At 65.7% G+C, this 20163-nt stretch carries 16 protein-coding genes and 1 riboswitch; of the genes, 7 read left to right on the top strand and 9 right to left on the bottom strand.

Translation table 11 applies throughout. From position 1 onward, the window contains the following. Positions 1-17: 17 nt before the first annotated feature. The 3 genes from ATE67_RS03635 to ATE67_RS03625 are packed head-to-tail and all read left to right on the top strand — an operon-like array spanning position 18 to position 2574. Entirely contained in the window at positions 18-1001 is a 984-nt protein-coding gene (locus tag ATE67_RS03635) for an agmatine deiminase family protein (protein WP_058815294.1), read from the top strand. A gap of 55 nt (positions 1002-1056) precedes the next feature. Continuing rightward, entirely contained in the window at positions 1057-1908 is an 852-nt protein-coding gene (aguB, locus tag ATE67_RS03630; RefSeq protein WP_058815293.1) for an N-carbamoylputrescine amidase, read from the top strand. A 21-nt stretch (positions 1909-1929) separates the two neighbouring features. Further along, on the top strand, positions 1930-2574 hold the full coding sequence (locus ATE67_RS03625) for an FABP family protein (RefSeq protein WP_058815292.1): 645 nt from the start codon (positions 1930-1932) through the stop codon (positions 2572-2574). Here the strand turns inward: ATE67_RS03625 and ATE67_RS03620 are convergent. The 8 genes from ATE67_RS03620 to ATE67_RS03585 all read right to left on the bottom strand — a co-directional run bounded on the left by ATE67_RS03620 (position 2571) and on the right by ATE67_RS03585 (position 15091). Then, the gene (locus ATE67_RS03620; protein ID WP_058815291.1) at positions 2571-3191 is read right to left on the bottom strand and encodes a PilZ domain-containing protein; all 621 of its coding nucleotides are present in this window, start codon (positions 3189-3191) and stop codon (positions 2571-2573) included. The genes ATE67_RS03625 and ATE67_RS03620 overlap by 4 nt on opposite strands. Positions 3192-3449: 258 nt before the next feature. After that, positions 3450-4022 carry a TMEM165/GDT1 family protein gene (locus ATE67_RS03615; RefSeq protein ID WP_058815290.1) on the bottom strand — a complete coding sequence of 191 codons (573 nt, stop codon included), beginning with the start codon at positions 4020-4022 and terminating at the stop codon, positions 3450-3452. A 21-nt stretch (positions 4023-4043) separates the two neighbouring features. Then, positions 4044-4224, bottom strand: a riboswitch (yybP-ykoY riboswitch). Next, the gene (locus ATE67_RS03610) at positions 4203-4415 is read right to left on the bottom strand and encodes a hypothetical protein (protein WP_058815289.1); all 213 of its coding nucleotides are present in this window, start codon (positions 4413-4415) and stop codon (positions 4203-4205) included. (Overlaps the previous riboswitch by 22 nt.) Further along, on the bottom strand, positions 4415-8650 hold the full coding sequence (locus ATE67_RS03605; RefSeq protein ID WP_058815288.1) for a translocation/assembly module TamB domain-containing protein: 4236 nt from the start codon (positions 8648-8650) through the stop codon (positions 4415-4417). The genes ATE67_RS03610 and ATE67_RS03605 overlap by 1 nt, the downstream gene beginning before the upstream one ends. Further along, entirely contained in the window at positions 8650-10992 is a 2343-nt protein-coding gene (locus tag ATE67_RS03600; RefSeq protein WP_058815287.1) for an autotransporter assembly complex protein TamA, read from the bottom strand. The genes ATE67_RS03605 and ATE67_RS03600 overlap by 1 nt, the downstream gene beginning before the upstream one ends. A gap of 189 nt (positions 10993-11181) precedes the next feature. Next, positions 11182-12360 carry a nucleotide sugar dehydrogenase gene (locus tag ATE67_RS03595; RefSeq protein WP_058815286.1) on the bottom strand — a complete coding sequence of 393 codons (1179 nt, stop codon included), beginning with the start codon at positions 12358-12360 and terminating at the stop codon, positions 11182-11184. Positions 12361-12422: 62 nt separating this feature from the next. Continuing rightward, the gene (locus tag ATE67_RS03590) at positions 12423-13883 is read right to left on the bottom strand and encodes a protein adenylyltransferase SelO (RefSeq protein ID WP_058815285.1); all 1461 of its coding nucleotides are present in this window, start codon (positions 13881-13883) and stop codon (positions 12423-12425) included. 71 nt (positions 13884-13954) lie between these two features. Continuing rightward, positions 13955-15091, bottom strand: a complete 1137-nt coding sequence (locus ATE67_RS03585; protein WP_197411878.1) for an acyl-CoA dehydrogenase family protein — start codon at positions 15089-15091, stop codon at positions 13955-13957. Between the two features lie 150 nt (positions 15092-15241). Here ATE67_RS03585 and ATE67_RS03580 point away from each other — a divergent pair, with 150 nt between their 5' ends. The 4 genes from ATE67_RS03580 to hslU all read left to right on the top strand — a co-directional run bounded on the left by ATE67_RS03580 (position 15242) and on the right by hslU (position 18970). Then, positions 15242-15955 carry a winged helix-turn-helix transcriptional regulator gene (locus ATE67_RS03580; protein ID WP_058815284.1) on the top strand — a complete coding sequence of 238 codons (714 nt, stop codon included), beginning with the start codon at positions 15242-15244 and terminating at the stop codon, positions 15953-15955. 103 nt (positions 15956-16058) lie between these two features. Continuing rightward, positions 16059-16865: a class I mannose-6-phosphate isomerase gene (locus ATE67_RS03575; RefSeq protein WP_058815283.1), complete on the top strand. Its 807-nt coding sequence runs from the start codon at positions 16059-16061 to the stop codon at positions 16863-16865. Between the two features lie 231 nt (positions 16866-17096). Continuing rightward, positions 17097-17663: an ATP-dependent protease subunit HslV gene (gene hslV / locus ATE67_RS03570; protein ID WP_058815282.1), complete on the top strand. Its 567-nt coding sequence runs from the start codon at positions 17097-17099 to the stop codon at positions 17661-17663. Between the two features lie 5 nt (positions 17664-17668). Next, positions 17669-18970 (top strand): ATP-dependent protease ATPase subunit HslU, encoded by a 1302-nt coding sequence (gene hslU, locus ATE67_RS03565; RefSeq protein ID WP_058815281.1) that lies wholly within the window; start codon positions 17669-17671, stop codon positions 18968-18970. 19 nt (positions 18971-18989) lie between these two features. Here hslU and ATE67_RS03560 read toward each other — a convergent pair whose 3' ends face one another. Then, entirely contained in the window at positions 18990-20102 is a 1113-nt protein-coding gene (locus ATE67_RS03560) for a serine hydrolase domain-containing protein (RefSeq protein WP_231728038.1), read from the bottom strand. Positions 20103-20163: the final 61 nt, after the last annotated feature.

The raw sequence follows: 20163 nt of genomic DNA, 5'->3' as shown, positions 1-20163 counted from the left end.
TTAAAACGAGAAGTCAGATGACCCTACGCATGCCTGTCGAATGGGCGCCGCACGACGCCGTGTGGATCGGTTTCCCGCACCTCGAGGACGAGTGGGCGGGACAGATCGACGCGGCGCGGCGCGATGTCGCGGCTTTCGCGAACGCCGTCCACGACGGCGGGCGCGGCGAGACGGTGCATCTTCTGGTCCGCGACCATGACAATGCCGATATCGCCGAGACGCTTGTCGATGAGGGCGTGCAGTTGTTCGTCGCGCCCTTTGGCGACATCTGGCTTCGCGATACCGGCCCGATCATCGTCGGCACCGGCGCAGAGCGCGAGGCGCGTAATTTCGACTTCAACTGGTGGGGCAACAAGTTCGTGATGCCCGGCGACCGCGAAATCGGGGCGATCCTGGCGGCGCATGCGGACCTGCCGACGCAGCACCTCGACTGGGTGCTCGAGGGCGGCGGGATCGACGTCGATGGCACCGGGCTGTGCGTCACGACCGAGGAATGCCTGCTCAACCCCAACCGCAACCCGGCGCTGACGCGCGAAGATATCGAAATGCGGCTGCACCAGTCGCTCGGCATCGAGCGGCTATTGTGGCTGGGCAACGGGCTGGTCGGCGACCACACCGACGGCCATGTCGACAATCTGGCGCGTTTCGTCGGCGAAGGGCGGCTTGCGTTGCCCGTCGCCGCTGGCGATGACGATCCCAACGCGCATATCTATGCCGATGCGCGCGCGCGGGCCGCAGCCTTCGGCGGCGTCGAGATCGTCGACCTCCCCTCGCCCGGGCGCGTCGAAGTGGACGGCGAGATCGCGGCGGCGAGCTATATGAACTTCTACATCGGCAATACGACCGTTGTCGTGCCGACCTATGGCGTTGCGAACGATCAGCTCGCCGTCGACACCCTCGCCGCACTCTTCCCCGATCGCCGCGCCGTCGGGGTGCCCGCGCGGGGGATCATCGTCGGCGGCGGCAGCTTCCACTGCTCGAGCCAGCAGCTTCCGGCCTAGCATCGGGCGCTAAGCCCCCTATATTCCGCCCCGACTCCCGCTTACCGGACAGGCCATGACCCGCACCATCACCGTCGCCGCGTTGCAGCTTCCCCTGCCCGGTCCCCTTCAGCCGAATATCGACGCCGTCACCGCGCTCGTCGAAGATGCGGCGGCAAAGGGGGCGCAGGTGATCCTGCCGCCCGAACTCTTCGAAGGCCCCTATTTCTGCCAGGTCGAGGAGGAGGAACTCTTCGCAACCGCGCGCCCGACCGCGGAACACCCGAGCGTCGTCGCGATGCGGGCGCTGGCCGCGAAGCTGAAGGTCGCGATCCCGACCAGCTTCTTCGAGAAGGACGGACCGCATTATTACAACACGCTCGCGATGATCGGTCCCGACGGGGCGATCATGGGGACCTATCGCAAGAGCCACATTCCCGACGGCCCGGGCTATGAAGAGAAATATTATTTCCGCCCCGGCAACACCGGCTTCAAAGTCTGGGATGTGTTCGGGACGCGGATCGGGGTCGGCGTGTGCTGGGACCAATGGTATCCCGAATGCGCGCGCGCGATGGCATTGATGGGCGCCGAACTGCTTTTCTATCCGACCGCAATCGGCAGCGAACCCTATGACGCCAACCTCGACACCAGCCGCATGTGGCGCCGTGCGATGCAGGGCCATGCCGTGTCGAACTGCATGCCGGTGATCGCCGCGAACCGCATCGGCGCCGAGGGCGACGCCAATTTCTATGGCCACAGCTTCATCACCGACGAATGGGGTGATATGACACAGGCGTTCGGTGCGGCGGAAACGGGCGTCTTGATCGAGACGATCGACCTCGATCGCGCAGCCAAGCACCGCGCCGGCATGGGCTTTTTCCGTGACCGCCGGCCGCAGCTCTATGGACGGCTCATCGAAGACATCTGATCGCCAGCGAGGGGGCAAGCGATGGAACTACCCGAGGATATCTTCACCGAACCCGAGAACGTCGACCCAGAAACGCTCGCCAATCTCGGCCCGCTCGCGCGGCTCGCGGGCGTCTGGGAGGGGCAGCGGGGTATCGACATCAACCCCAAGGCCGACGGCCCCGAAACGCGCCACTATTATGAGCGGATCGACATGCAGCCGATCGATCCCCAGGCGAACGGGCCGCAGCTCTTCTATGGTCTGCGCTATCACCAGCATGTCAACACGCGCGAGGAGGAAATCAGCTTCCACGATCAGGTCGGCTATTGGCTCTATGAAGCCTCGACCGGCCTGATCATCCAGACGCTCGCGATCCCGCGCGGCCAGATCGCGATGGCGTCGGGCCATGCCGAACGCGATGCGAAGCGACTCGTGGTCAAAGCCGAGCGCGGGCAGAGCGAATATGGAATTTGCTCGACGAGCTTCCTCGACCTCGCCTTTCGCACCGACCGCTATGAGTTGACCATCGACTTCCACGACGACGGGTCGTGGAGCTATGTCTCCGACACGATGCTGATGGTGAAGGGGCGCGACACTTTATTCCGGCATCGCGACCGCAACAGGCTTACCAAGATCGCCGAGCCCGACCTCAACCCTTGGGCCAAGATCATCCGCGGCGGCGCCTAGCCCTCGAAGTGGCGGATGCTTTCCAGGTCGTGTCGGTCGAGCGGCTGGGTCAGCCACAGGCCGCCGCGGCCGCCCCGCGCCCAGCGGACGATCGCCTTGCGGCGTACGCCACCCGCCAGAATCAGCTCGATCTCTTTGCCGACCTCCAGATTCTCGCCGTGGACGAAGCCCGCGCCGCTCTGTGACAGGTCGGCGAGTTCAATGTCGCTCGTACCGTTTTCGGTAACGACCTGCGCCTTGCTGTGAACCGGCAGGCGCGGCTGGCGGTAACCGCTGGCCCGCTGCTCGGCGGCAAGCCGTTTCAGGACATCGGCGACGTCGACTTCCTGATCGAAGGCGACGCCGCAGCGTCCGCCCTCGGCCCACACGACCTTGCCCTTGACCGAAACAGCGTCGGACAATGCGATTTCGAGATGTTCGCCGACGGTGATCGGCACGTCGGCGGCGAGCATCATGCCGCGGTCAGACATATTGCGCACCCGCCACAATCCGACATCCCCGTCGCGCACCACTTTCGCGATGCGCCACACGGTACGGTAGCGGTCGCCCCCCCGGCGATCCTGTTCAGATCCGATTGCGGGCTCGTGCGCTGGCTTGACGAAACGAGGGTCACTCATGCCATTTTCCTTACTCGGAACGGCGCTGGAAGAAGAGTTGTACGTCATCGTTATACCACAAGTAAGTCCCGATTGTCGGCAAACAAAACTCGAAAAGTCAGTTCAATACCGAATATTCTTGCGAACCAGAGTTAACCGTGACTCAACGAATTAACCTGATCCGCCGACCAACATGCGCACCGAATATGAACAAATTTCTCATTTTACAGAGTTTAACGGTGCCGAATTGGCAGCATTAAGGATGAATGGACAAATCGGTCAGCCGATCAACCCTGCGGCCTGCGTCAGCACCCACAATCCGATGACAAGAAACAGCCCTGCCGCGACCATTCGCACTTTTGCGAGGTCGACGCGCTTCAGCAATTCCTGGCCGAGGAAGATCGCCGGAACATTGGCGATCATCATGCCCATCGTCGTCCCCGCGGCCACCGCCGGAACATTGTGATATTGCGCGCCGAGCGCGATGGTCGCGACCTGGGTCTTGTCGCCCATCTCGACAAGGAAAAACGCGATCAGCGTGGTCAGGAACGCGCCGAAGCGCGGCTTGGGCGCCTCGTCGTCCTCGAATTTGTCGGGGATCAGCGTCCACGCCGCCATCGCGACGAAAGACAGCCCGATCGCATAGCGGAAGATCGGGCTATCGAGAAACGACGCTGCCGAGGCGCCGAGCAGCGCCGCGAGCGCATGGTTGGCGAGCGTCGCGACGAAAATGCCGAGGATGATCAGCACCGGCCGGTGGAAGCGCGTCGCGAGCAGGATCGCGAGCAGCTGGGTCTTGTCGCCGATCTCGGCGAGCGCGACGACGGCGGTCGACGTCAAAATGGCTTCCATGGGATTTAGTACTCCGGGGCCGGGCGGCAGGCAATTCCAACGGACATCGCTCCCCGCCGCCCGGCCCGGACGGAGGGTTCGATGCCATTGGTCTCGCCCAAGCGGTATTCCCGCTTCCGCTGCACCATGACCTCTCGGCCAAGTATGTTGATACGGCGGCCCGTCCCGAAGGACGGCTGGCTACTCCCCAGATGACGGGGGCGCGGTAGCGGGCTTTGCGGCCTCTGGCAAGCCCGCAGCCTGGGCCGCCTTTTCCGATTCGGCGATATCGGCGTCCATCGCCTTGGCACGCGCGTCAATTTCCTTCGCCGCCTTGTCGTAGCGCTCGTCGAACGACGGCTCCTGATGGCAGGCGGCGAGCAGCAACGGCAGCAGGATTGCGGCGCGGCGCATCAATAGTCCTTGCGATAGCGGATGCTGAGGTTCGACTGACCCGCTCCGCCCGCCTGGCTCAGGATCGACAGCGCCCGCGTCAGGCTGATCTCGAGCTGCGTCGCGGTATAGCCGCGCGCGTCGGTGATCACCTCCAGATAGATATCCTTGGAGATATATTGTCCCGCGGCCAGCGCCGTCCCGCGTCCGGCCACGTCGTCGGGGCCCAGGATGCGCAGTCGGTCGATCCCCGTTGCCGAACGCAGCGCTCCAAGTGGGCTCAAACCGCCGCTCCCGCCGCGAAGCGAATTGAGCGACGCTGCCAGCTGCACCGCCTGCAAGGGCGACAGCGCGGTAATCGAGTCGCCGAACAGGATGCGCGAGACGATCTCGTCCTGCGGCAGGCCGGGAACGCTGGAGAAGGTGATCTGCGGGTTCTGGGCGCGGCCCGAGACATTCACTGTCACCGTCACCTCCTCGATCGTCTCGTCGGCGACCAAGCGGATCGACGGGTCGTAGGCATTGCCTGTCGGGAAGGTCACGCGGCCCTCCTGAAGCTCGAACGAACGACCCGCGAAACCGAGCGTGCCGCGCACCAGTTCGATATCGCCGGTGACGCGCGGCGCCTGCGTGGTGCCGGTCAGCGTGACGTCGGCCTGCCATTCGGATTCCAGCCCCATGCCGCTGACATAAATCTCGTCGCCCGCGCGCAGGTGGATATTAAGCCGGATCAGGTCGAACAGGCTGCCGCCCACGGCCTCGAGCCCGTCGCCGCTGATCCGCCGCCGTCCGGTCGCCGGCTTGCGGCGCACGCCGGTCAGCACCGGCACGCTCGCCGCGCCCTCGCGGATGATGCGATACCGCGTCTCGGGCAGGCGGAGGTCTCCCGAGAGCAACGCGGTCTGCCCCGCAACCTTTTCGAGCGTCAGCGTACCCGTCGCGCGCGCTGCGATATTTTCGCTGCGTGCGAGCCGCGCGTTGTCGAGCGTCGCGGTGATATTCATAGGATAGCCGTCGGCTTCGGAAAGGCTGATGAAGCCGTTCGCCTTGACCGTGCCGTCCCCGGCGTTGGCGGTCAGGCTCTCGATCTCCAGCCGGTTGCCGGTGAAACGGCCGTTGACCGCCAGGTTGGTCAGCTGCGTGCCATAGGCTTGGTTCTCATAGGTCATGCCATTGCCGCGCACGACGCCGTTGAGGCACGGGTCGCTGACCCGGCAGCTGAAATCGGCGGCGACCGCGACAGGTCCCGACACACCCTGATCGGCCGGCCCCGCGAAGCTGTAAAGGGTGTCGGCGGGACCATTGTAACGGACGCCGCCGCTCAACGGCGCGGCGCGCAGCCGCGTCGTCCAGTCGCCCGCGCCGGCGCCGAGCGGGCGGAGCGACGCCTGCATGCGGCCGATCACGGTGCCGCGTTTGCGGATCACCGCGCGCGCCTCGCCCCCGTCGCTCAGCAACTTGCCGGCGAAATTGATGTCGACCGGCTGGCTGACCGAGGCCGCGGTCGTGCGCGTGAAATTCTCGATCGTCAGCCGGGCGTCGGCGCGCGGGAAGGCGTCAGGGTTCGCCTGCTCGAAATCTACGCTGCCTGTCGCGCGCCCGCCGAGCCCGAGGCCGGGGTAGATTGAATTGACGAGCGCCATGTTCGCGCGGTCGAGGCGGCTCTGGATCATGATGCCGTCGCCGAAGCGGCCCGCCACGCGCGCGCGGCTGCCGCGACCGAGGTCGACCGTCGTCGGCAGCAGCTCATAGCCGTCACGGCCCGGAATGATCCGCGCGGGACTTATGGTGCGGAAACTGACGCCGGTCGCGCGGCCCTGCACGGAGGCGCGCCACAGGTCCGGTTTCAGATCGGCGTTGGCGGCGATGCGGAACGGCACCCCGCTCGATCCCTCGACCAGCGCCTGCGCCCGCCCGCTGCCGTTCTGATAGTCGATCTTCACGCGCCCGACCGCGATGTCATAGGTGCGGATTTGCGTGTCGGCGAGCTGGACGTCGGCAACGATATGCGGCTTGTCGTAGAGGACGACGTCGGCATCGACGATCGCCGATCCGATCGCGAGCTTTGCAGCGCCCGGCAGCACGACGTTGTTCGCCCGGACGTTGATCGCCGCAGCCTGATATTTCCCGGCCGCGCTCAGCCGCACGACGCCGCCGAGACCCTGCCCGGATGCGTCCAGCTGCCCCACGAACGGCCCGGCATTGCTCTTCACGAGCCGCCCGGTGAAGCCGATGCCCGACAGGTCGCCGCGCTGAATGTCGATCGTCAGCGGCCCTGAAGCCGTCACCAACACGACGTCGGCCGCCAACGGACCATAGTCCGTCTCGCCGGTCGCCGCCAGACGATAGCCGTTCGGCGCGCCGTTGATTGTCGCGACCAGCTTGGCCAGTCCGATGCCAAGCCCCGGCCGGTCCGCCGTCACCACCGCGCGGGGATCGCTGATCGTCCCAGCCAGCTGAAGCCCGACAGGGCCGTAATCGGTCGAGTTGGCGCGTGCGGTCAGCCTGATCTGGCCGTTCGGTGCGTAACTCCCCTGCCCGCCCGTCACGCGCAGGCGCGGCGCGGTCATGCGCAGGCCGGAGAAACGGACGACCCCGTCGGTGCCATAGCGCACGTCGCTCGACGCGGTCGCATTGCCACCGAGAAAGTCGCGCACGCCCGAATTGAACAACTTGGTCGACCGCGCGCGGACGCGTCCGACGATCTCGAACCCGCCACGCGGCGCAGTCTTCAGATCGGCATCGGTGTCGATGTCGAAGATGCCGACGCTCTCGATCCGGTAGTCGTTGATCCGCCCGTCGATCGCGCCGGTGTAGAAGCCCTTGGTCAGGTCCGCGATGACGATCGCCTTTGCATCGATACGCGGCGAACGCAGGCGCAAATTGTCGCTGAGGATACGGCCGTCGGCGTAAGCGAGATCGCCATTGAGCTGCACTTGCGTGAGTGTGCCCCCGGCGACCGTATCGAGCCCGCGGATGCGCGCCGCGCGGCCGGCGACCGGGATGACGATCTGATCGGCGTCGACCCGCGCCTTGCCCGCCAGGCTCAGCGCCTCGACGATGATGTCGTTGACCGCCAGGCTGTTCGCGTTCGCGGTATAATCGACCGTCGGCCGGTCGAAGGCGCCGTCGAACGCCGCCGTTGCACGGAGACCATTGGCGCGCAGCGCAGGCGCAACAGCGCTCGGGCGCAGCACGTTGAGCGCGAGCCTCAGCCCCTCATAGCGACTGTTGCCGAGGTCGATCCCGCCGCTGACGCCGAGTTGCGCGGCATCCGAGGCAACGCGGCCGTCGAGATCCATCTTGCGCTCGTCGAGCCTCGCGGTGAGATCGACCGACGTCTCGGTCCCCAATATGCGGGCGACGGGACCCCCGGCGAGCAAGCGCGACGCCTGCGCCGTGCCCTTGACAGCGAACGTCCCGTCGCGCGCCGTCAGCGCCAGCCGCGCGAGCGGATCGGCGCCGAGATTGGCGGTCAGCGCCCCGTTCCAGACCTTCCAGTCGCCCCGCCCGTCCAGTTTCGCGGTCAGCGGCTGCTCGAATCCGCCCATCGCCGCGAGGACGCCGCCCTTCGGCGCCGTAAGGTCCAACGTCATCGCGAGCCGATTCTGCTCGGGCACCGCGTCGAGCAGCAGCTTCAGCGTATCGCCCTCGCCGCCGCCGCCCGCGATCGTGCGCGCGTCGGCGGTCACCTGCGCGCGGCGGTCGGCGATCGCGATCTTGCCGCGTAGCGTCGCCACCTGCCGGTCGCCCGCCACCGGCGCCTCGAAGACAAAGCGGTCGACTTGTACGCGGCCGACATCGATGTCGAGGTCGGGCAGCAGCGGCTCGCCCGTGTCGGGCACCGGCGAGAAGGCCGGAAGTTTCTCCATCACCAGCGTCTTTGCGGTCGCCGAGCGGACGTCGATATGGTTCGACAGATAAGCGAAGGGTCGCCAGTCGACGCGCAGTTCGGGCGAGCGCAGGAACACCCCCTTGGGGTCGGACAAGGTGAAATCTCGGATGACCATTTCGCCGAACAGCGAACCGTCGAGCCGGCCGATGCCGATCTTCATCCCGTTTTCGAACCGATATTTCTCGACCTGGGTCGCAACGAAGCGCCGCCCGGCATCGCTGTTTAGCCCAATAAGGAAGATTGCGATCACCGCGATCAGGCTCAACAGAATGATGCCCGCCCATTTCGCAATCCGCGTCGGCCACGAACGCTTCGCCGCTCTCTTCTCGCTCTGGGCGATCGCGACTGCATCCTCCGCCATCAGAAGGCCTGTCCGATCGAGACATAGACGCTGACGCGCGCCTCGCCCGGCTGACGGTCGATGGGCGTTGCGATGTCGAGGCGCATCGGCCCGAAATTGGTGTAGAAACGGCCGCCGATGCCCAGGCCGAAGCGAAGATCGTCAAAGGTCGGCGTCGACCCGCGATAGACCTGCCCTGCGTCGACGAAGCCGACGACGCCGAAATTGCCGAAGCGATAGCGCGCCTCGAACGCGGCCTCGTTGACGCTGCGGCCGCCGATCGGGTCGTTGTTCGGATCCTTCGGCCCCAATTGCTGATAGCCATAGCCGCGCACCGACCCGCCACCGCCGGCGTAGAAGCGGCGCGACGGCGCCAGCCGCTCGCGCGCCGCGCCAAGGATCGAGCCGACCCGGACCCGGCCCGCAAGAACGAGGCTGTCCGCCACCGGATAATAGCCGCTGACATCGACCTGCGCGCGCGCATAGGGCGAGAAGCGACCGGCCAGCGACCCTTCGGGCTGGATGCGGGTCGTGACCCGGAACCCTTTGGTCGGATCGAGCAGGCTGTCGGTGCGGTCGAAACCGACCTGCCCGCTCAGGCCGAAGATCGTATAGAAATCGCGTTCGCGCGCACCTCGCGTGAAGCTGTAATCGTCTTCGCTCGTCGCGATCAGTTCGGCGCCGACGGCGTAGGTCAGCTTCTTCTGCCAGATCGGCGTCGAGTCCCGGCTCATCCGCACCCCGACGCGCCCCGTGATGGCCTCGAACGCATTGTAATTGCTGCGTGTCGCCTCGGCGACCAGTTCGACGGTGCGGTCGCGCTTGCCGGCGTTCGAGCGGCGCAACGTCGCGCCGATGCCCTGCTCCTGCGTCCCGATGACGGCGCGCCCGATCAGCGCGCCTTCGGGCGGGAACAGGTTGCGATGGGTCCAGGTCCCTTCCAGCCGGAGGCCCTCGCCGGTGCCATAGCCCGCGCTCGCGGCGAGCGTGCGCGGCGGCCCGGCTTCCTGCGTGACCAGCACGGTCACATATTCGGTATTGTCGCCCGCGCTCTCGCCCGTCTTTTGCGGCTCGACCGCCACGGTCGAAAAAAGCCCCGTCGCGACGAGCGCCTGCCGCAGATCGTCGGCCATCCGGCTGTCGTAGAGCTCGCCGCGCTTGAAGCGCGCGAGCACGCCGACATGCTCTGCATCGAAAGCGAGCTTGCCCGTCGTCTCGATGCCGCCGAACCGCCCGCGCGGTCCGATGTCGATCGGCAGCGTGTAAGCCCCCTCGCCCGTTGCGCCGTCGAGCAATATGTCGCGCTGGCCGACGGTGGCGAAGGGATAGCCCTCCTCGGGCAGCTTCAGCGCGATGGCGGCTTCGGCGCCTTGCACGCGCTGCGCGACGATCGGTTCGCCGACCGCGAGCGGGAAGTTGTCCTGAATCAACGTCGGCGGGATCGTCGGCTTTGCATCGAGGGTGATCGCCGAGAATTTATACCGGACGCCCGGCTTCACGTCGATCACCGCGGTGACCGGCTGGCGCGGTCCATTCTGGTTCGGGCCGCTACTCTGGGAACCGTCCGCCGGATTGCGGTCGGCGCGGTCGCCGCGATCGATCCGGGTTTCGACGGTGCCGTCATAATAGCCCTCGGACGCCAGGATGCGCTGCATCAACTCGGCGTCGGCCGACAGGCGCGCGCGCACCATGGCGATATTGTCCGCCTTCCCATCGCCGTCGTAGAGCGCCGACAGATCGCCGAACAGGTCGGCCAGATCGACATCCGTGCTGTCGTCGGCCGGCGCAAGACCGTTGACCTGCACCGTATAGGGAATGCTGCGCGTCTCGTCCGGATTTTCGGGTTCGGCGAATTCGACCGGGGTGACGTCGAAACTTTCGAGCGGTGGCAAAGGCGCCGCGAGTTCGGCGTCGCTGATCGGCGCATCGCCGATCGCCTCGGCGCTGTCACCATCGGCGAGCGCGGGGACCGGCGCGCCATCGACCACGGGCACCTCGGCGCCGACGTCGCGGGCGTCCTTGATCGCTTGGCGGCGCTCGAACTCCTCGATCGACTCCAATGGCTCGTTAAGTTCGGGATCGTCCTCGGCGCTGATCGTCGGGATCGCGCCTTTGAACTCCTCGTCCGAAATGATCGGCGCGACTTCAGGTAGCTGCGCTTCGGGCGGCGGCGGGGTCGGCGCGGCGATGTCGGCGGTGGGTGTCGCATCGACCGTCGGCACGACACGTGGCGGATCGACCGCCTGCGCGAGCGCGGCGGTGCTCCATCCCAGACACAGGATTGAGGCCGACAGGGTCAATATCCGGCGAAGGCGCAGCGACCGGCGCGCGTGCATTTCGCTGGAAAGATCAGTGTTTTGCATCAGTTGCCCGTCGCTGATGCTTCTCTGACTTGGGCGACAGAACCGCGCAACCGCTTTCTGCGGCGGCAAAGTCGCGAAACGACGCCATGGATCGCACTTCCCCTGCCCGTTGCCACCGACGGCGATTCAACGAGCGCAAGGCCCGGCGGTTCCGCGCAAAAGCGGCGGGTCGTTGAATATCGGCCTAAATCAGCTGTCGGCGCCGAACAAGTCGCGGCTATAGACCTTGTCGTAGACATCGGCGAGTTCGTCGGTGACGCGGTTCGCGATGATCACATCCGCCTCGGCCTTGAAAGCATCGAGATCGCGGATCACCCGCGAATTGAACAGCCGGTCCTCCTCGACCAGCGGTTCGTAGACGATGACCTCGATACCCTTGGCCTTCACCCGTTTCATGATGCCAAGGATGCTGCTGGCGCGAAAATTGTCCGATCCCGCCTTCATCGCGAGGCGGTGGATGCCGACCACGCGCGGGCGCCGCTTGATGATCTCCGATGCGATAAAATCCTTGCGCGTCGTATTCGACGACACGATCGCGGCGATCAGATTCTGCGGCACATCCTTGTAATTGGCTAGCATCTGCTTGGTGTCCTTGGGCAGGCAATAACCGCCGTATCCGAAGGAGGGATTGTTGTAGAAGCTGCCGATGCGGGGATCGAGGCACACGCCGTCGATCACCTGCCGCGAGTCCACATCATGCGCCGCAGCGTAAGTGTCGAGTTCGTTGAAGAAGGCGACCCGCATCGCAAGATAGGTATTGGCGAACAGCTTGATCGCCTCGGCCTCGGTATTGCCCGTATGGAGCACCGCGGCGTCGGGCTTCAGCGACCCTTCGAGCAACAGCTGCGCGAATTCCCTGGCGCGTGGGTGCGTATCGCCCACGATGATCCGCGAGGGGTGGAGATTGTCGTGGAGCGCCCGCCCTTCGCGCAGGAATTCGGGCGAGAAAACAATATTGTCCGATCCGGTCTCGGCGCGCATCCGGTCGGTGAAGCCCACGGGAATCGTCGATTTGATCACGATCAGCGCCTGCGGCGCCAGCATCAGCGCATCGGCGATCACCCGCTCGACCGTCGTCGTGTTGAAGTAATTATTGTCGGGATCATAATCGGTCGGGGTCGCGACGATCACGAAATCGGCGCCGTCATAGGCCGCTTCGCGATCGGTGGTCGCGGTCAGGTTCAGCGGCTTGTTCGCCAGATACTCCTCGATCTCGGGGTCGGCGATCGGCGATTTGCCCGCGTTCAGCAACTCGACCTTGCGCGCGTCGATGTCGAGCGCGACGACCTGGCTATGCTGCGCGAGCAGGACGGCGTTCGACACCCCGACATAGCCGGTGCCGACGACGGTGATTTTGGGTGGAGACAAAGCGTTATCCTCTGACGGGTGCGGCGGCGTGCCTAGCAGGCCGCGGGGGACGGCTCAACCGATCAGGTGCCGCAGAAGGTCTTGTAGGGGCCGAACTCGGCCGGCGCAGGCCCCGCGAACAGCGCCCAGACCGGCCGCTCGTCATAAGGATGACGCACCACCTCCAGCAGTTCGAGAAACGGCGCCATGTCGCCTCCCTCGGCGGCGCCGAGCGCCGCTTCGACCAGATGGTTGCGCGGCACATAGACCGGATTCACCCCATCCATCGCGTCGGCGATTTCGAGCGGGCTCAGCGCCTCGCGCTCGATATGCTCCCACCATAGCGCGATCCACGGCGCCATCGCGTCGGGCGTCGGCAGCAGCTTTTCGAGCATCGCGCCTTCCCCGCGCAGCAGCATCGCGAGCGCACGGAAAAAGGAGGTGAAATCGACGCCATTGTCTTCGAGCGCCGCGAACAGGGAATCGATCAGCGAGGCGTCGGGCGCATCTTCGAGCAGCCCCAGCTTCGCACGCACGAGCTGGTGCCAGACGGCGCGGAAGCGTTCGGGGATTTCGTTAACCAGATCCTTCGCCGTCTCGACCCCGTCGGGATCGACCGCGTGGATCGCGGGTAACAACGCCTCGGCGAACCGCGCCATGTTCCAGTGCAATATCTGCGGCTGGCGACCATAGGCATAGCGGCCGTTGGCGTCGATCGAGCTGAAGACGGTGTTGACGGAAAAACGGTCCATGAAGGCGCACGGCCCGTAATCGATCGTCTCGCCGCTGACCGCTACATTGTCGGTGTTCATCACCCCGTGGATGAAGCCGATACCCAGCCAGCAGGCGACCAGTTCACATTGCAACCCGATCACCCGGTTGAGCAGCGCCAGATGCGGATTCGCCGTGTCGGCAAGATCGGGGAAATGCCGCCGGATGACATAGTCGGACAACTGTACGACATGGTCGGCGCCGAAGTGCGCGGCAAAGAACTGAAAAGTGCCGACGCGAATATGGCTCGACGCGATGCGCGTCAGCACCGCGCCCGGATGCGCCTGCTCGCGCTGGACCCTGTCACCCGTCGCGACCGCGGCGAGCGAACGCGTCGTCGGCACGCCGAGGGCGGCCATTGCTTCGGACATCAGATATTCGCGAAGGACCGGTCCGATCGCGGCCTTGCCGTCGCCGTTGCGCGAGAAGGGCGTCGGCCCCGATCCCTTGAGTTGGACGTCGAAGCGCGCGCCGTCGGGCGCCACCACTTCACCCAGCAATAGCGCGCGGCCGTCGCCGAGCTGCGGCGAGAAATGGCCGAACTGATGCCCGGCATAGGCCAGCGCAAGCGGGTTCGCCCCGCCGGGCATCTCCTCACCCGAAAAGATGCGCGCAAGCTGCTCGTCGCTCGCGCAGCCGACATCGATCCCGAGTCGCTGCGCGAGGTCGTGATTGAAGAGGAGCAGCTTTGGCGCCGACGGCTTCGCCGCCTCGGCGGGGGCGTAGAAGCCCTCCATGCTGTCGTGAAAGCTGTTGTCGAACGCGAAATCCATGCCGCCTATGTCAAACGTCGGCGCCATTTATGCAAGTGGCCGCGCCGCTGAAGCGACCCGGCCACTCTCAATCAGCCGTCGATGTCGAGCCCGAGCGCCAGGCGGCCGCTGAGCTCCTTCTGCGCCGGCTCCTGCAGCGGGTGGAAGCGCGCGCCCTGCACGTCGCGGAAGGCGCGTTCGATCGGCGAGCCCTTGTAGAAGGCGCTGCCGCCCGCCAGCTCGATCGCCAGCTCGGCGGTGCGGATCGCCGCGCGGCCGGCAACCGTCCGCCCGATCATCGCCAGATTTGTCGTCTCGGGGCCCGGCGATGCCGTTTCCGCGGTCGCGATCATCGACGCCACCGCGGTTTCGGCGGTCCAGAAACTGTTCTGCAATTCGCCGGCGAGCGCAATCAGCGCCGGATTGGCCGGCTTGCGCTGGGCCGCCTCGATCGCCGCATCGCGCGCGCCCTCGGCGACGCCCAGATAGGCCGAGTAGATCAGCGGGAAGGCGATCATGCTGATGATATGGAACAGCGGGTGCCATTTGCCCTGCGGACGCCGCCCGGAGACGGCCGCGTCGGCAAGGAACACGTCCTTGAGCTCGACGTCGTGCGATCCCGTGCCGCGCATCCCCATCGTGTCCCAGGTGTCGAGGATAGTGACGCCCTCGGCGCTGAACGGCAACCCGAAATGCAGCACGCTGGGCCCCGCCTCGGGATCGTCATAGACCGCGCTGGTCATCAGGATATGGCCCGCCTGACAGCCGCTCGAGAAAATCTTGCGCGCGTTGATCAGGAATCCGCCCTCGACCTTCGTCGCGCTGCCCGAGCCTTGCAGCCAGTCCGACCCGCCGCTGGACACGAGCACCAGATTCTCGGCCGCCACCCGGCGCAGCAGGGCGTCGGTCGGCGCCTGCATATGCTGCCAGCGCCACGCCGCGACCGCGACCTGGTGACAGTGCATCGAAAAGGCGAGAGCGGTCGACCCGCAGCTTTTGCCGAGCCGGCGCACGACGCCGCACAGCGTCCGGTAATCGAGCCCGTCGCCGCCGAGTTCGACCGGCACCGCCGCGCCGATCAGCCCGGCCTCGCGGAGCAGGTCGTAATTTTCGGCGACGAAGCTGCCATCGCGGTCGTGCGCCGCCGCGGCCGCGCCGATCTTCGCGGCGATCTTGTCGGCCATGTCGAGCCAATATTGGGGGGTCTTCGTTTCAGTCGTGGCAAGCATTGTCATCTCCATAGATTTCTCTTGCTGACGACGGCTTCTGACGAGGGATGGCGCGGCCCGATAGTTCAGGAACTGAATCGCCCCCGGTACATAAACTGAACTCGCCTCTTCGGCGACTCATACGGTATAACGCTGGCCGAGGAGCTTATCATGGCGAATACCAGCTATGGCCAATTCTGTCCGGTTGCGATGGCGGCCGAGGTGCTGTGCACGCGCTGGACGATCGTTCTCGTCCGCGAACTCGCCGCGGGATCGACCCGATTCAATGACTTGCGGCGGGGCGTCCCGCGCATGTCCCCCGCCCTGCTGTCGCAGCGCCTCAAGGAACTGGAGGCCGCCGGCATCGTCTATCGCGCCCCGGCGCCGAAGGACTCGGGGGTGTTCGACTATCGCCTGACCCGTGCCGGGCAGGAGCTGGCGCCGGTCGTCGAGGCGTTCGGCGTGTGGGGCAAGCGCTGGATCGACGGCGACCTGTCGCTCGAAAAGCTCGATGTCCAGCTGCTCATGTGGGACATGCGCCGCGGGCTGGTGCTCGACCCCATGCCCGACCGCAAGACGATCGTGCAGTTTCGCTACACCGACCTGCCCGCCGACCGCCGCTCGTGGTGGCTGGTTATCGAGCCCGGCGCCGAAACGCAGCTCTGTTCGGTCGATCCGGGTCAGGACGTCGACCTCTACGCCGCGACCGACCTGCGCACGATGACCGCGATCTGGATGGGCTATGACCGCGTCGGCGATGCCGTGGAAGAACGACGCCTGATCCTGACCGGCGACGAGAAACTGACCGGCAGCATCGAATCCTGGCTCGGGCTCAGCCCCTTCGCCAAGACCGCGCCGGCCAAAGCCGCCGAAGCGGCGCTTTGACGCCGCGTCATCTGGTCATTGCAGCGGCATGGGCAATCCTTTGCATCGCGCGGCCTGACGCTCGCCGCTTGACGGCCACGCCGCGCGGCCGCATCTGAACCTGATGCTGACCCGCCTCGAAACCATCGTCGTCGAAAAGCCATGGGGCCGCACCGACATCCCGCCCGCGTTCGGCGATTTCGGCGGTCGCCGCATCGGCGAGATCTGGTTCGCGAACCCCGCCGGCGACGACGCGCCGATCATGGTCAAATTCCTCTTCACGTCGGAGCGGCTGTCGATCCAGGTCCACCCCGACGACGAAGCCGCGCAGGCCGCGGGCTATCCGCGCGGCAAGGAGGAATGCTGGCTGATCCTCGATGCGCAACCGGGCGCGGAACTCGGCGTTGGCCTCAACCGGCAAAGCAGCCGCGAGGAACTCCATGCCGCCGCGCTCGACGGCAGCATTGTCGACCTGATCGACTGGCGTCCGTCGAAGACCGATGATTTCGTCTATAATCGCGCAGGCACGATCCACGCCATCGGTCCCGGGCTGACCGTGGTCGAGGTGCAGCAGAATGTCGACTGCACCTACCGCCTCTATGATTATGGCCGCCCGCGCGAACTCCACCTCGACGAAGGGCTGAAGGTCTCGAACCCCGGCCCGGTCCATGACGAGCGCGACACGGTGGTCGATCCGACCGCCAACCGCATGCTCGTCAGCGGCCCGCACTTCCACCTCGCCCAGCTCGCGGGTCCCGTCGATTCGGCGATTCTCTCGCAAGCGACCGGCGAGTTGACGTTCGTTCCGCTCTCGGCCGGGTGTCACATCGCAGGCGAAAGCGTCGCGCTCGGCGAAGCGGTCCTGCTCACCGACACTTCGGCGATCGAGATCGACCAAGGCGCCCGCGCCCTCCTGACTTGGCCGGCTTAAATCCCGTCATCCCCGCGGAGGCGGGGATCCAGCTTTCTTCTTTGCGCCTTCGCGCCTTTGCGTGAGGCCGGGAAAACTAAACCTCACGCAAAGGCGCGAAGGCGCAAAGAGAAGAAAGGAAGAATAAGCTGGATCCCCGCCTTCGCGGGGATGACGGGTGGATTTGTAGCAGGAGGGATCGGAAAGCCCCTCCCCTTGCAGCCCCGCACGCCATCGCCCATATCCCGCGCCATGACCAATCCCCACGCGCAAAGTGCCGCGCCCTGGCACGGAACCACCATCCTCTCCGCCCGCAGTGCCGACAAGGTCGTCATCATCGGCGACGGCCAGGTCTCGATGGGCCAGACGGTGATGAAGCCCAACGCCCGCAAGGTCCGCCGCCTCCACGACGGCAGCGTGATCGGCGGCTTCGCGGGCGCGACCGCCGACGCCTTCACCCTCTTCGAACGCCTCGAAGCCAAGCTCGAACGCCACAATGGCCAACTGCTTCGCGCCGCGGTCGAACTCGCCAAGGACTGGCGCACCGACAAATATCTCCGCAATCTGGAGGCGATGATGATCGTCGCTGACAAGGAAGTGACGCTCGTCATTACCGGCAACGGCGATGTGCTCGAACCCCAGGGCGGCATCGCCGCGATCGGATCGGGCGGAAATTTCGCCCTCTCCGCGGCCCGCGCGCTCGCCGATTATGAAAAGGATCCCGAGGTCCTGACCCGCAAGGCGATGGAAGTCGCCGCCGATATCTGCGTCTACACCAACGACCAGTTCACCCAAGAAATCATCGAAATTCAGGCATAATCAAAATGAACAAGGATCTGACTCCGAAGGCGATCGTCGCCGCCCTCGACACGCATATCATTGGCCAGGCTGCGGCGAAGCGCGCGGTCGCCGTCGCGCTGCGCAATCGCTGGCGCCGCCAGCAATTGTCGCCCGATCTGCGTGACGAGGTGAGCCCCAAGAATATCCTGATGATCGGCCCCACCGGCTGTGGCAAGACCGAGATTTCGCGCCGTCTGGCGAAGCTTGCCGACGCCCCCTTCATCAAGGTCGAAGCGACCAAATTCACCGAAGTCGGCTATGTCGGCCGCGACGTCGAACAGATCGCCCGCGACCTCGTCGAGGAGGCCGTGCGGCTCGAAAAGGACCGCCGCCGCGAGGCGGTGCGCGCGGCCGCCGAAGAGGCCGCGATGGAGCGATTACTCGACGCGCTGACCGGCAAGGGCGCCAGCGAGGCGACGCGCCAAAGCTTTCGCCAGCGTATCCGCGAAGGTCATCTCGACGACAGCGAGGTCGAGATCGAGGTGGCGGACGCCCCCAGCATGCCGTTCGAACTGCCCGGCCAGCCGGGCCAGATGAGCATGATCAACCTCTCCGACATGCTCGGCAAGGCGATGGGCGGCGCGCCCAAGAAGCGCCGCAAGCTCAAGGTCATCGAGGCCGCGACGCGGCTGATCGAGGAGGAGCAGGACAAGCGCCTCGACCAAGACGATGTCGCGCGCATCGCGCTCGCCGATGCCGAGGCGAACGGCATCGTCTTCCTCGACGAGATCGACAAGATCGCCGTCAGCGACGTGCGCGGCGGATCGGTCAGCCGCGAAGGCGTTCAGCGCGACCTTCTGCCGCTGATCGAAGGCACAACCGTTGCGACCAAATATGGTCCGATGAAGACCGACCATATCCTCTTCATCGCGTCGGGCGCCTTTCACGTCGCAAAACCGAGCGACCTCCTCCCCGAACTGCAGGGCCGCCTGCCGATCCGCGTCGAACTGGGTGCGCTGACCGAGGCGGACTTCGTCCGCATCCTCAGCGAGACCAAGGCCGGCTTGCCCGAACAATATGTGGCCTTGCTAGGCACCGAAGGCGTGACGCTGAACTTCACGCCCGACGCGATCGCGCGCGTCGCGAAGCTCGCGGCCGAGGTCAACGAGAAGGTCGAGAATATCGGCGCGCGCCGCCTGCAGACGATCATGGAGCGGCTGGTCGAGGAGATCAGCTTCACGGCCGAGGACGTCGGTGACACGACGCTCGAGATCGACGCGGCTTATGTCGACAAACAGCTCGCCGATGTCGTCGGGGACACCGACCTCAGCAAATATGTGCTGTAGGATGTAGTCCCCCGCGCCATTATAGGGCCTTGGTTTGCAGCGGGGCCGAGACGAATTTCATATCGCCGAAAATCCAGCGCCACGGCGCCCCCGTCTCCCCGAGGATGTCGCGCACGATCATCGGAAAAGCGGCTTCGGCGCGGACGTCGTTCGACATGATCAAGACGCAGCGCTGGCCCTTTTCAAGGCATACCAGCGTGTTGCCGGTCGAATCATTGTGGCCGCCGCGGAAAAAGGCTCGGCCCTGCGGTCCGTCGAAGGTGATCAGCCCGACGCTCGCCGCCAGACCCTTGTGCTGCTGCGCCGCGGGCACGTCGCCGCCCAGCGTCGGGAACTGCCCGGCCGAACGGATCGGCAGGCCGGGTCGCAGCAGTTCGCGGCGGGCCTTCTTTGAAAGCCCCTTGCCCGACACCAACGCCGCGACGAAGTTTGCCAGGTCGGTGATCGTCGTGTCCATCGACCCCGCCATTCGTACGCGGCCGCGCTCGTCATGCACCTCGACGCTGCCGCCGAGCGTCCAGCCGTCGGCATAGTTGGCGGCAAAATCGGGGCGCCAGACCAGGCTGGAGTTCGGCATCTTGAGCGGATCGAAGACCAGCCGCTGCACCTCTCTGCCGGTGTCGAGACCCAGCCCCTTGTCGAGCCCGAACTGGAGCAGCATGATCCCCTCGCCCGAATAGCCGTAGCGGCTGCCCGGATCGAAATGAAAGCGCAGCTTTCCGTCGGGTTCGAGGAAGGAGAAATTCGCGAAGCCCGTGCTGTGGTTCAGCACATGGCGCGGCGTCACCGCCCGCCAGCGCTCGTCGCCCGCGAGGTCGCCCCAATTGCCATAGGCGTCGAGATTGCCGTAATCGGGCAGCGGCTTCGCCAGCATCGCCGCAATCGGCCTGTCGAGATCGACCTTGCCCTCGTCGACCAGCCGCAGCACCGTGTAAGCGAAGACCGCCTTGGTCAGCGAGGCGCCATACATGATCGTCTGCGGCGTCAGCGGGTCGCCCTTTGCGTTGCGATCGCCGAAGCTCTGGACCGAGACGACCTTGCCCCGGTCGATGACCGCGATCGCCAGTCCGCGCGCGCCGGTCTTCATCATCGCATCGCGCGCGGTCGTTGCAATTCGGGTTTTATCGAGCACGGATTTTGCCTGCGCCGGGACCGCGCTCAATAACATCGGTACGATCAGGGCCAGTTTCGCC

The sequence above is a fragment of the Sphingopyxis sp. H050 genome (assembly GCF_001468265.1).
GTDB lineage: Bacteria > Pseudomonadota > Alphaproteobacteria > Sphingomonadales > Sphingomonadaceae > Sphingopyxis.
This window is presented reverse-complemented; position numbering and strand designations above follow the sequence as displayed.